Annotated in this window: 8 protein-coding genes; 5 read left to right on the forward strand and 3 right to left on the reverse strand. The window is 67.3% G+C overall.

What is annotated here, in order from left to right; all coding sequences use genetic code 11:
• Positions 1–206 precede the first annotated feature (206 nt).
• Positions 207–1,595 carry a reverse transcriptase family protein gene (locus AC097O_RS11885; protein ID WP_479592992.1) on the forward strand — a complete coding sequence of 463 codons (1,389 nt, stop codon included), beginning with the start codon at positions 207–209 and terminating at the stop codon, positions 1,593–1,595.
• A gap of 57 nt (positions 1,596–1,652) precedes the next feature.
• On the opposite strand, the gene AC097O_RS11890 is transcribed toward AC097O_RS11885, so the two are convergent.
• On the reverse strand, positions 1,653–3,170 hold the full coding sequence (locus tag AC097O_RS11890; protein WP_315207890.1) for a sigma-54 interaction domain-containing protein: 1,518 nt from the start codon (positions 3,168–3,170) through the stop codon (positions 1,653–1,655).
• A gap of 328 nt (positions 3,171–3,498) precedes the next feature.
• On the opposite strand from AC097O_RS11890, the gene AC097O_RS11895 reads away from it, so the two are divergent.
• Both AC097O_RS11895 and AC097O_RS11900 read left to right on the forward strand, forming a co-directional pair.
• Positions 3,499–4,884, forward strand: coding sequence for a GntP family permease (locus AC097O_RS11895; RefSeq protein WP_479592994.1), 1,386 nt, complete (start codon positions 3,499–3,501; stop codon positions 4,882–4,884).
• Between the two features lie 17 nt (positions 4,885–4,901).
• The gene (locus AC097O_RS11900; RefSeq protein WP_479592996.1) at positions 4,902–6,890 is read left to right on the forward strand and encodes an acyl CoA:acetate/3-ketoacid CoA transferase; all 1,989 of its coding nucleotides are present in this window, start codon (positions 4,902–4,904) and stop codon (positions 6,888–6,890) included.
• Positions 6,891–6,978: 88 nt separating this feature from the next.
• Here the strand turns inward: AC097O_RS11900 and AC097O_RS11905 are convergent, their stop codons facing one another.
• Positions 6,979–8,022 carry a LacI family DNA-binding transcriptional regulator gene (locus AC097O_RS11905; RefSeq protein WP_479592998.1) on the reverse strand — a complete coding sequence of 348 codons (1,044 nt, stop codon included), beginning with the start codon at positions 8,020–8,022 and terminating at the stop codon, positions 6,979–6,981.
• A gap of 112 nt (positions 8,023–8,134) precedes the next feature.
• Between AC097O_RS11905 and AC097O_RS11910 the strand changes: the two genes are divergently transcribed.
• Together AC097O_RS11910 and AC097O_RS11915 are read left to right on the forward strand one after the other, a co-directional pair.
• Positions 8,135–10,561 carry a glycoside hydrolase family 3 N-terminal domain-containing protein gene (locus tag AC097O_RS11910; protein WP_479593000.1) on the forward strand — a complete coding sequence of 809 codons (2,427 nt, stop codon included), beginning with the start codon at positions 8,135–8,137 and terminating at the stop codon, positions 10,559–10,561.
• Between the two features lie 14 nt (positions 10,562–10,575).
• Positions 10,576–11,304 carry an SDR family NAD(P)-dependent oxidoreductase gene (locus AC097O_RS11915; RefSeq protein WP_479593002.1) on the forward strand — a complete coding sequence of 243 codons (729 nt, stop codon included), beginning with the start codon at positions 10,576–10,578 and terminating at the stop codon, positions 11,302–11,304.
• A 55-nt stretch (positions 11,305–11,359) separates the two neighbouring features.
• Here AC097O_RS11915 and acuI read toward each other — a convergent pair whose 3' ends face one another.
• Positions 11,360–12,337 (reverse strand): acrylyl-CoA reductase (NADPH), encoded by a 978-nt coding sequence (gene acuI / locus AC097O_RS11920; RefSeq protein ID WP_479593004.1) that lies wholly within the window; start codon positions 12,335–12,337, stop codon positions 11,360–11,362.
• Between the last annotated feature and the right edge of the window lie 29 nt (positions 12,338–12,366).

Consider the following 12,366-nt stretch of genomic DNA (forward strand, 5'->3'; position numbering starts at 1 on the left):
TAAACTGCCCCGTAGAATGGCTTTGGCGCCAGCGCGCCAAGTGTCGTGAGCCCAGGGTGATACGTTGCTCTGTCTCGCACTGTGGGGTACCCCATGGTTGTTGTGTGCCGAGCCATCTCGGTGCGTGCGCCGCATGCGCAGTTTGCGCAGATTGCCCACGCCGGACCTGCTGGTTGGCGCGCTGGTTGCCACCTTCTTTGGGGCCTATGCGAGACATTTCCTACCGAACCTGGATCGCCCGCAGCCTGGCACGCGGCTTGTTGGCCGATGCCCACCAGCCTGGCGGCACCAGCGCAGCCGCTCTGCAGGCGCGGGCGGCCGCCACGCTGGGTGACAACCCGGCATGGCTTCCAGCCGTCGTCGCGCCTTTGGCGATGCTGCCCGCCACCAGCTGGCAACACATGGACCTGGATACGCTGACGCAGCGCATTCTGGGGCCTGCGCCCGGGCAGTCCCCCCTGGTAGACGACGAAAACCACGGCGCAGAATTACCAGCCGCACACCCTTTTGACGCAGCCTTTGCAAACGGCGCGCGACCGCACATCCGGCGCTTGCTACTGCGCCCCGCCCGCATGCTGCCGCGGCCTCTAGGCCTGGATGGCTGCGAAATCCCCGATCTGGCAACCGTAGACGACCTGGCCGGGTGGCTGGAGATGCCGCTGGACCGATTAGCCTGGCTGGCTCCCGAAAGTCCCGTGGGGTCCGAGCACTACCGCTACCAGCTGCAGCCCAAGCGCACCGGCGGTTTGCGCCTGCTGGAAATTCCCAAGGTCACACTCAAACAGGTGCAGCGCGCGCTCTACAGCGGACTGCTGCAACACGTTCCGGTGCACGAGGCAGCGCACGGCTTTGTTCCTGGGCGCTCGGTCGCGACCCACGCAGCGGCCCATGCAGGCCAGGCCGTGGTGGTCCGGTTCGATCTGCGCGACTTCTTTGGCGGTATCCGCGCTGCCAGGGTCATGGCGCTGTGGCGTACCCTGGGCTATCCCCCCGGTGTGGCGCGTTGCCTGACAGCGCTGTGCACCCACCGGACCGCCAGGATGGTGGTGGATCGGTTGCGGGACGACGGAGGCCTGGACTGGCTGGGTGCCAAACGGCTGCAGTCCGCCCACCTGCCCCAGGGCGCGCCGACCTCGCCGACGTTGGCAAACCTGTGCGCCTTTGGGCTGGATCTGCGCCTGGACGGTTTGGCCTGGGTGTTCGGTGCCCGCTACACCCGTTATGCGGATGACTTGGTGTTTTCGGGTTCGGCGGCCTTGCGCCCGCAGTTCCGGGCGCTGCAGGCCTGGGTGGCGGCAATTGCCGAAGACGAAGGTTTTGCCTTGCATCCGGCCAAGACCCGTTGCCTGCCACAGCATCGGCAGCAACGCATCACCGGCATCGTGGTGAACGCGCGACCGCATACGCCACGGCAGGATTTCGACCGGCTCAAAGCCTGTTTGCACCAGTGCGTGCACCAGGGGCCAGCGTCGCAGAACCCTGCCGAACTGGTGGATTTCCGCGCCCATTTGCTGGGACGCATCGGCTGGGTAGGGCAGTTCAATGCTGCACGGGCAGCCAAGCTGATGGGCTTGTTCGAACAAATCCACTGGTGATGGATTCAAACAAAATCAGCCTCCAACGCCCATTCCATGGGCGCAAACAGCTACGTTTTAAATAGCGCCTTGCCCCCCGCCTTCCGCACCGCCCGCAGGTTCGGTGCGGGCGGCGCCCAGCTTTTGGTAGAGCGCGGCGCGGGAGATGCCGAGGGCGGCGGCAGCGGCGGCCTTGTTGCCTTTGGTCATGCGCAGGGCGGCGGCGATGGCGCTGCGTTCGGCGGCATCGACCACGCGGCTCAAGGGCTCCACCACATCGGAAACGGGCGATGGGGCCGGAACCGTTACCGTGCTGGGCAGCACGCTGGCCAGGTGCACGGCACCCAGGCGTTGGGTTTCGTGCATCAGCAGGGCGCGCTCCACCACGTTGCGCAGTTCGCGCACATTGCCCGGCCAGTGGTGCCCGGCCAGCACGGCGAAGGCATCGGGGTCGATCTCCAGCGGCTGGCCGATGCGCAAGGAGATATCTTCCAGCAGGCGCTCGACCAGCAGCGGCAGGTCTTCCAGGCGGTCGCGCAGCGGTGGCAGCGACATGGACAGCACGTTGAGCCGGTAGAACAGGTCGCTGCGGAAACGCCCGTCGGCCACGCGCGCGGCCAGGTCGATGCTGGTGGCGGCGATCACCCGCACATCCACCCGCACCAGCCGGTTGGCACCCAACGGCTCGATCTCCTGCTCTTGCAACACGCGCAGCAGCTTGGCCTGCAGAGCCAGGGGCATGTCGCCGATTTCGTCCAGAAACAGGGTGCCGCCGTCGGCGATCTTGAACTTGCCGTCGCGCCCGCGCCGGTCGGCACCGGTGTAGGCACCGGGTGCCGCGCCGAACAGCTCGGCTTCGAGCAGGGCCTCGGGGATGGCGGCGGCGTTGACGCTCACAAACGGCAGATGCGCCCGGGCCGATACGTTGTGGATCGCGTGGGCCAGCAGCTCTTTGCCGGTGCCGGTTTCGCCGGTCAGCAGCACGGTGGTGTCGAGCTGCGCCGCACGGCGCGCCTGGCGCTTGGTTTCCACGGCCAGCGCCGACATGCCCAGGAAAGAAGCTAGGCTGTATTTAGCGCGGCGGTTGTCGGCGAGTTCCTTTTCGGCGGCCTTGAGCTGGTGCTGCAGCTGCGCCATCTTGTGCATCACCGGCTTGAGGCCTTCGAGGTGGTTGTAGAGCACAAAACCCACGGCCCCGATGAGTTGCCCGGCCTCGTCGCGGATGGGCATGCGGGTGACCACCAGGTGCTCGTCACCAAACGGCATGATGTCGAGCACGATGGGGCGGCCGGTGCGCGCCACCTCGCGCATCTGGCTGTTGGGGATGATGTTTTCCACCGGCTGGCCCAGGACGGCGGCGGCGCTGGGCTGGCCGAGCTTGCGGGCGTATTTTTCGTTGATCCAGACCACCTCGGCATCCAGGTTGACGGCCAGCGCGCCTTCGCACAGGCCCTCCAGGCGCTCGAACATCGACTTCATGGCCATGGCGCGTACCGCGTCGGCGTCGTGGGTCTGGGTGCCGGGCCAGCGGCCAACGTCACCCGGGGTGGCTGCAGCCCGGATAGGGGCCACGGATGGTGGGTAGGTGGTGCCCATAGGTCGCGTGTCTCTTCGTTGTCTCAGGTCGTTTTTATGGTGCCGGGCGGAGCAGGGCCGTGCGCCGCGCACGCCGCCAGTCTAATGGCCGCCCTGGGCCGTCGGCCCAGCCCGACTGTCTCGCAGAAGTAACAAACTGTCCAGAAGTCTGGACACCTGCGCCGGGGCCACGGGCTGCCAGGCTGGTGGCGGAGGCGCGGCATTTCTGCGGTTTGTGCAGGTTTCTCCTCTGGCGCGCAGGCCTGAGGCGCTGCGGCGCGCCAGCGGACCCGAGGCTGGCACGCCTTGTGCCTATACAGCCAGGTATTACAACAACGGAGACACCCGCATGCTGGGCATTATTGGGATTTTTGCGTCTTTGGCGCTGCTGATTTTCTTGGCCCACCGTGGCTGGAACGTGATCTTTGTAGCGCCCCTGTGCGCCGCCGTGGCCATCGCCTTCAACTACGGCGACCTGCCCTTGATGGCCAGCTACACCCAGATCTTCATGCCCGCGCTGGGCAGCTATTTCGCCACCTATTTCCCGCTGTTTTTGCTGGGCGCGGTGTTCGGCAAACTGATGGACGAGTCGGGCGCGGCGCGCGCCATCGCCCAGCGCATCGTGGCCTGGGTGGGCGGCGAACGCGCCATCCTGGCGGTGGTGCTGGCCTGTGCGCTGCTGACCTACGGCGGGGTGTCGCTGTTTGTGGTGGCGTTCTCGGTGTACCCCATCGCGGCCTCGCTGTTCCGGGCAGCGGCCATTCCCAAACGGCTGATTCCGGCGGCCATCGGCCTGGGCAGCTTTACCTTCACCATGGTGGCGGTGCCGGGCACACCGGCGATCCAGAACGCCATCCCCATCCCGTTCTTCAAGACCACGGTGTATGCGGCGCCGGGCCTGTCCACCATTGCGGCGGTGTTCATGTTTGCCGCTGGCATGCTGTGGCTGTCGCAGCGCAGCGCCGCTGCCCGCAAGAACGGCGAAGGCTATGGCGAGCACAAGGAAGAGCTGGCCACGGTGGACAACGCCAATCTGCCCTCGTTCTTCATGGCGCTGCTGCCGATTCTGGTGGTGATTGGCATGAACTTCGTGCTGTCGCAGTACGTGATTCCGGCCTTTGACCACAGCTACCTCGACACCGACAAGTTCAAGCACATCGACCTGAAGAAGGTGCTGGCCATCTGGGCCATCATCGGTGCCATGGCGGCCGCCATCGTGGTGGTGGCGCTGACCAACCTGGGCCGCATCAAAGACCTGCGCGATGCCATTGGCAAGGGCACGCTGGGCTCGCTGCTGCCCATGGCCAACACCGCCTCCGAAGTAGGCTACGGCGCAGTGATCGCCGCACTGGCTGCGTTCGCGGTGGTGCGCGAGGGGCTGAAGTCGGTGGCTTCCGATCCCGTCGTTTCGTTGTGGCTGGTGGTCACGGTGCTGGCGGGTATGACCGGCTCGGCCTCGGGCGGCATGAGCCTGGCCCTGGGCGCGATGGGCGACTACTACGCCCAGGCCGCGCAGGCGGCGCACATCAACCCCGAAATCATGCACCGCATTGCCTCCATGGGCTCAGCGGCCATGGACATCCTGCCGCACAACGGCGCGGTGATCACCCTGCTGGCTATCTGCGGGCTGAACCACAAGCAGTCGTACTTCGACCTGTTCGTGGTGGGCAGCCTCACGGCCTTCACCGCCAGCTTGCTGGTGCTCGGTCTTTACCTCACAGTGGGCGTGTTCTAGACACACGGAGGCACGCCATGCACACCCCGCTTTCGCAGCCCACACGCCTTGGCACCGGGCGCAGCAAGATCGTCTCGGCCCAGGAGGCGGTGCGCCTGATCCATGACGGCGACACCGTGGCCACCGGCGGCTTTGTCGGCATTGGTTTTGCCGAAGAGATCGCCATCGCCCTGGAGGCGCTGCACCTGGCCCATGTGGCCGCGCCCGGCCAGGCACCCCGCGCACCGCGCGACCTCACCCTGGTGTACGCCGCGGGCCAGGGCGACGGCCAGACCAAGGGCCTGAACCGACTGGGCCATGCGGGCCTGGTGAAGCGGGTAATCGGCGGGCACTGGGGCCTGGTGCCCAAGCTGCAGCAGCTGGCCATGGACGGCCAGATCGAGGCCTACAACCTGCCGCAGGGCGTGATCAGCCACCTGTACCGCGACATCGCCGCGCACCGGCCCGGCCACCTGTCGCGGGTGGGCCTGGGCACCTTTGTAGACCCGCGCTTTGGCGGCGGCAAGCTCAACAGCCGCACCGTGGACGAACTGGTGGAGCTGACCACCCTGGGCGGCGAGGAAGCCCTGTTCTACAAGGCCTTTCCGATCCACGTGGCCATCCTGCGCGGCACCACCGCCGACACCGCGGGCAACATCACCATGGAAAAAGAGGCGCTGACGCTGGACGGCCTGTCGATGGCCATGGCGGCGCGCAACGCGGGTGGCATCGTGATCGTGCAGGTGGAGCGCATTGCCGAGGCGCATTCGCTGAACCCGCGCGAGGTCAAGATCCCCGGCGTGCTGGTCGACTGCGTGGTGCTGGCCCGGCCCGAGAACCACTGGCAGACCTATGCCGAACCCTACAGCGCGGCCTTTAGCGGCAGCCTGCGCGTCCCTGCGGGCCAAGCCGAGGCGCTGGCCCTGGACGCACGCAAGATCATCGCCCGCCGCGCCGCGCTGGAGCTGCGCGCCAACAGCGTGGTGAACCTGGGCATCGGCATGCCCGAGGGCATTGCCAGCGTGGCCGCCGAAGAAAAGATCACCGACCTGATCACCCTGACCGCCGAGCCCGGCGTGGTGGGCGGGGTACCAGCCAGCGGCCTGAACTTTGGCGCCGCCACCAACACCGATGCGGTCATCGACCAGGGTTACCAGTTCGACTTCTACGACGGCGGCGGGTTGGACATCGCCTTCCTCGGGCTGGCCCAGGCCGACCGCGAAGGCAACCTCAACGTCAGCCAGTTCGGCCCCAAACTGGCGGGCGCGGGCGGCTTCATCAACATCAGCCAGAACGCCAAAAAGGTGGTGTTCGTGGGCACCTTCACCGCCGGGCGGCTGCAGCTGCAGATCCACGGCGGGCTGCTGCGCATCGTGCAAGATGGCACAACCCACAAGTTCGTCAACGCCGTGGAGCACCGCACCTTCAGCGGGGCGCATGCCGTCGCGCGCGGCCAGCAGGTGCTGTTCGTCACCGAGCGCTGTGTGTTTGCCCTCACGCAGCAGGGGCTGGCGCTGCAGGAAATCGCGCCGGGCGTGCACCTGGGGCGCGACATCCTGGCGCAGATGGACTTCACCCCGCTGATGGAGCAGCCCCCCCGGCTGATGGACGCGCGCATCTTTGCCGATACCCCCATGGCGCTGCGCGACACGCTACTGGCCGTGCCCCTGGCGCAGCGCTTCTCGCTGGATGCGGCGCAGCAGCACCTGTTCATCAACTTCGAGGGGCTGGAGGTGCGCAGCCTGGCCGACGTGGCCGCCATCCGCGCCGAGGTGGAGTCGCGGGTGCAAGCCCTGGGGCGGCGGGTGTTTGCGGTGGTCAACTACGACAACTTCCAGATCCGCCCCGAAGTCTTCGACGCGTATTCCGACATGGTCCAGGGCCTGGTGGAACGCTGCTACAGCGGCGTGTCGCGCTACACCACCAACGGCTTTTTGCGCATGCAGCTCGGCCAGGCTCTGGCCGCACGCCACGTGGCGCCCGCGCTGTTTGAAAACGCGGCGCAGGCCATGGCGGGGCATGGCTAAGACGCATCCAAGGGGTTTAAGGGTTTTAGGAGGTTGGCGCCCGTTCCATGGGCGGTAGCAGCTACTTTTTAGATAGCAAAAACACCGCTTACTTCTTGGGCGTTTTCGCCCCCCGCTTGCATGCCGCCGTCGACGCCCGCACCACCAGCTCGGTGGGCAGGCTGACCTGCTGCGTCGCCACATCCAGCCCGGCGATCAGCGCCAGCAAGGTGTTGGCGGCGGCGCGGCCCATGTCGGCGATGGGTTGGCGCACGGTGGTCAGGGCGGGGTGGACCAGGGAGGCGGCTTCCAGGTCGTCAAAACCCAGCACAGAGATGTCTTGCGGCACGCGCAGCCCGGCGGTTTGCAGCACCGCCATGGCACCCAAGGCGCTGAGGTCGTTGGCGGCAAATACGGCGGTGGGGCGCACCGGCAGCGCCAGCAACTGCTGGGCGGCGGTGCGGCCACCGTGTAGCGAGTAGTCGCCGGGCAGCACCAGGGCCGGGTCGCGCTCCAGCCCGAGGATGGCAACCGCGTCGTCATACGCGCGGTGCCGGTCGCGGGCCGAGTGCATGCGTTCATCGCCGGTGATGAACGCAATGCGCCGGTGGCCCAGCCCGGCCAGGTGCTGCATGGCGCTGCGCGCACCGCCGTAACTGTCGGAGGCGACGGACGGGAATGCGGCGATGGACGACACGGTGGTGTGCTGGTCGATGGTGACCACCGGCACCTGGGCGGCGCTGAGCGATTCCACAAAACCGAACTGGTAGGGCAGGATGGCGATCACGCCGTCGGTGAACTGCTGCAGCAGCTGCAGCACGTTGTCGTTGGGCCGCTGGGCGCGGTCGACCAGCGAGTAGATCAGCACCTCGTTGCCCGCTGCGGCCACGGCCTGCACCGCGCCCGAAACCAGTGCGCTGGTGAAGGCGTTGCCCAGGTCAGAGGCCAGCAAACCAATCACCCGGCTGCGCCCGCCCGAGAGTTTTTGCGCGCTGCGGTTGGCCACGTAGCCCATGTTGTGGGCCAGCGTGAGGATGGCGTCGCGGGTGCTGCGCGAGACACCGGGCTGGTGGTTCATCGCGCGCGATGCGGTCATGGCAGACACCCCTGCTGCGGTGGCGATCTCGGCCAGGGTGGGTGTGGTTTTGGGCATGGATGGAGCGAAAAGGGTAACGGTAGGACCAACGGTAGCGTCGATTGTCTACCACGGTAACCTAGGGTTTGTCCGATTCGCAGTTTATAACGTTAACGCTAACGTAGCAGCCATGCCTACACTTTTGCCCTACCAAGACCCCCTGCAACCCATCCCTCAGCGCGTGGCCGACCTGCTGGCGCGCATGACGCTGGCCGAAAAAACCGCCCAGCTGCACGCCTTCTGGCTGGTGCTGGCCGAAGACGGTGCGCACCAGGTGCGCTCCGGCGAGGCCTTCATTGGCCACAGCGACCCGGCCACCTTGCGCCACCGTCTGGCAAATGGCCTGGGGCAGATCACCCGCCCGCTGGGCACACACGGCGTGGATGCCGCCAGCGGCCTGCGCGCACTGAACAAGCTACAGCGCACCCTGCGTTTTGAAACCCGGCTGGGCATACCGGCCATTGCGCACGAAGAATGCCTGGTGGGCCTGATGACCCGCGACGGCACGCTGTTCCCGTCGGCCCTGGCGATGAGCGCCACCTGGAACCCGGCGCTGATCGAGCAGGTAGGCACGCAGATCGGCCTGGAGTGCCGCGCCGTGGGCTGCCAGCAGGGACTGGCACCGGTGCTGGATGTGTCGCGCGATGTGCGCTGGGGCCGCACCGAAGAAACCCTGGGCGAAGACCCGTACCTGGTCGGCGTGCTGGCCACCCGTTATGTGCGTGGCCTGCAGGGGCCGCAGCGCGATGTGCTGGCCACGCTGAAACATTTTGTCGGCCACTCGGCCAGCGAAGGCGCGCGCAACCACGCGCCGGTGCACCTGGGCTGGCGGGCGCTGAACGACACGTTTTTGCTGCCGTTCGAGATGGCCGTCAAGCAGGCCGGTGCAGGCTCGGTGATGCCCGCGTACCACGACATCGACGGCGAGCCGGTGCACGCCTCCACGCACTTGCTCACCGAAGTGCTGCGCACGCAGTGGGGCTTTGACGGCCTGGTGGTGGCCGACTATGTGGGCGTGAGCCTGCTGTACCAGCACCACGGCGTGGCCCGCGACGCAGCCGAGGCGACGGCGCTGGCCTTTAACGCCGGGCTGGACATGGAGTTGCCCGGCGACGACTGCGCCCAGCACCTGGCCACCGCCATCGAGCGCGGCCTGCTCAGCATCGCCAAGGTGGACGAAATCGTGGCCCGGGTGCTGACCGAGAAATTCCGTCTGGGCCTGTTCGAGCGCGACTTTGCAGATAAGCCCTTTGTGCCGCTGCGCCAACCGGCGGCGCGGCAGGCGGCACTGGACGTGGCCCGCCAGTCCATCGTGCTGCTGGAGAACAATGGCATCCTGCCGCTGCAGCCATCCAAAAAACCGCAGATCGCGCTGATCGGCCCCACCGCCGCCGACCCCATGGCCTTGCTCAGCGGCTACAGCTTTCCGGCGCACCTGATCCTGCAGGACCAGACCGAGGGCACCGACCACATCGCCACCCCGCTGCAAGGCCTGCAGGCGGTGTTTGGCGCGGCCAATGTGCACTACGCCCAGGGCTGCGCGATCCTGGAGCAGCGGCACAGTGGCGCGCCGGTGTTTCCCGGCGATGTGGCCCCTGCCGGGGTGGAGCGGGTGTCGCCGGTGTCGCAGCGCACCGACGGCATGGACGAGGCCGTGGCCTGCGCGCAGGCCGCCGACGTGGCCATCGTCTGCGTGGGCGACTTGGCGGGCCTGTTCCAGACCGGCACCGTCAGCGAGGGCTCGGACACCGACTCGCTCAGCCTGCCCGGCGTGCAGCAAGCGCTGCTGGAACGCATCGTGGCCACCGGCACGCCCACGGTGGTGGTGCAGATGTCCGGGCGGCCCTACCACCTGGGCGGGCTGGAAAGCCGCGTGGCCGCCTACCTGATGGCGTTTGCGGGCGGGCAAGAGGGCGGCACGGCACTGGCCGAGGTGCTGGCCGGGCTGCAGGAGCCAACGGGCCGCATGACCGTGTCGGTACCCACCAGCGCTGGGGCCATGCCGTTTTTCTACAACCATTCGCTGAAAAGCGGCGGCACACCCATCGCCTTCCATTTCGGCAGCCGTTACCCGTTTGGCCACGGCCTGGGCTACACCCAGTTTGCCTACCGGAATCTGGTGCTGGAGAACGACGCGGTGGACCTGGCCGACGGTGATGTCCGCGTGCAGTGCGAGGTGGCCAACACCGGCAGCCGCCCCGGCGTGGCGGTAGTGCAGCTGTATGTGCGCGACCGGCTGGCTTCGGTGGTGCGGCCGGTGAAAGAGCTCAAGGCTTTTCAGCGCGTGGAACTGGCGGCGGGGCAGGTGGCGCGGCTGAACTTCAATGTGCCGGTGGACATGCTGTGCTTCACCCACCCAAACGGGCAACGTTGCGTGGAGCCGGGCTGGTTTGACGTGATGGTCGGCCCATCGAGTGCCGACACCCCGCTAACCACCGCCGTACAGGTGCTGGGCACGGCCCCCCGCATGCTGGGCCGCGACTGGCGTATGGAAAGTACCTGTGCGGTAGTGCCCTGTGAAGCGCATAACTTCGATAAAGTACGGGCATCAAACTAAAACACAGAGACACCATGACCACACCCTCCCACACCCTCTACCCCAGCCTGGCGGGCCAGCGCGTGGCCATCACCGGCGGTGCCAGCGGCATTGGCGCAGAGCTGGTCACGGCCTTTGTGCGCCAGGGCTGCGAGGTGCACTTTCTGGACCGCATGGCACCGGCTGTGGCACCCGAGTCCGCCACTTTCCACCTGTGCGACCTGCAAGACACCGAGGCCATCGCGCGCACGTTTGCGGCCATCGGAGCGCTGGACGTGCTGGTCAACAACGCGGGCAACGACGACCGCCACACGCTGGCCCAGGTCACCCCCGCCTACTTTGACGACCGCATCGGCGTCAACCTGCGCCACCTGCTGTTTTGCGCCCAGGCGGTGGTGGGCGGCATGCAGGCGCGCGGCGGCGGCTCCATCATCAACTTTGGCTCCATCGCCTGGCACCTGGGGCTGGAGAACCTGGTGCTGTACGAGACGGCCAAGGCCGGCATCGAAGGCATGACCCGGGCCCTGGCCCGCGAGCTGGGGCAGCAGCGTATCCGCGTCAACTGCATCCTGCCCGGCAACGTGGAAACCCCGCGCCAGGCGCAGTGGTACACGCCCGAGGGCGAGGCCGCCATCATCGCCGCCCAGTGCCTGAAAGAGCGCATCCAACCTAGCGACATCGCCGCCATGGCGCTGTTCCTGGCGTCAGCCGACGCGCGCATGTGCACCGGGCACAACTACTGGGTAGATGCCGGTTGGCGCTGATGTAAGTGTTTTAGGCCGCTAACGCTTATTCCATCAGCGTGAGCAGCTCTTGTTTTTATAGCTTCACCACCACCCGCCCGCGCACGCTGCCCTGGAGCAGCGCGGCCCCGGTGGCCACGGCCTGATCCAGGGCGATCTCGCGGGTCATGGACTCCAGCTTGGCCACGTCCAGGTCCTGCGCCAGGCGTTGCCAGGCCTGTTGGCGCAGGGGCAGGGGGCACATCACGCTGTCGATGCCGTACAGGCTGATGCCGCGCAGGATAAACGGGGCCACGCTGGCGGGGAAGTCCATGCCGCCCGCCAGCCCGCAGGCCGCCACCGCCCCGGCGCGGCGGGTGGTGGCGCAGGCGTTGGCCAGGGTGTGGCTGCCCACGGCATCGACCACCCCGGCCCAACGCTCCTTGCCCAGCGGCTTGCCGGGGGCGCTGAGCTCGGCCCGGTCGATGATGCTGGTGGCGCCCAGGGCGCGCAGGTAGTCGGCCTCGGCCGGGCGGCCGGTGCTGGCCACCACGGTGTAGCCCAACTTGGCCAGCAGGGCGATGGCCACGCTGCCCACGCCGCCGTTGGCCCCGGTAACCAACACCTCGCCATCTGCGGGGCGGATGCCGTGTTTTTCCAGCGCCAGCACGCACAGCATGGCGGTATAGCCTGCCGTACCGATGGCCATGGCCTGGCGGGTGGTGAAGGCCGGGGGTAAGGCCACCAGCCAGTCGCCGGGCACACGCGCCTGCTGGGCCAGGCCACCGCTGTGGGTTTCGCCCACGCCCCAGCCGTTCAGAATGACCTGATCGCCCGCCTTCCAGGCCGGGTGCGCGCTGTGCGTGACCGTGCCCGCAAAGTCGATGCCCGGCACCAGCGGGAAACGCCGCACCACGGGCGACGCGCCGGTGAGAGCCAGGCCGTCTTTGTAGTTAAGGGTGGACCACTCGACGCGCACCGTCACATCTCCATCGCCCAGTTGGGACCCATCGATCTGCTGTAGCGTGGCACGGTAGCCCGCGTCGTCCTTGGTGACCAGAATGCCTGTGAACATGGGTGCATCTCCTGAAAATCGTTTTTAAG

This window comes from Rhodoferax sp. LS1P39 (genome assembly GCF_056521425.1).

Coding starts and splice junctions, on each gene's coding strand:
- AC097O_RS11885 (WP_479592992.1), top strand. CDS start 207: ATGCGAGACATTTCCTACCGAACCTGGATCGCCCGCAGCCTGGCACGC.
- AC097O_RS11890 (WP_315207890.1), bottom strand. CDS start 3,170: ATGGGCACCACCTACCCACCATCCGTGGCCCCTATCCGGGCTGCAGCC.
- AC097O_RS11895 (WP_479592994.1), top strand. CDS start 3,499: ATGCTGGGCATTATTGGGATTTTTGCGTCTTTGGCGCTGCTGATTTTC.
- AC097O_RS11900 (WP_479592996.1), top strand. CDS start 4,902: ATGCACACCCCGCTTTCGCAGCCCACACGCCTTGGCACCGGGCGCAGC.
- AC097O_RS11905 (WP_479592998.1), bottom strand. CDS start 8,022: ATGCCCAAAACCACACCCACCCTGGCCGAGATCGCCACCGCAGCAGGG.
- AC097O_RS11910 (WP_479593000.1), top strand. CDS start 8,135: ATGCCTACACTTTTGCCCTACCAAGACCCCCTGCAACCCATCCCTCAG.
- AC097O_RS11915 (WP_479593002.1), top strand. CDS start 10,576: ATGACCACACCCTCCCACACCCTCTACCCCAGCCTGGCGGGCCAGCGC.
- acuI (WP_479593004.1), bottom strand. CDS start 12,337: ATGTTCACAGGCATTCTGGTCACCAAGGACGACGCGGGCTACCGTGCC.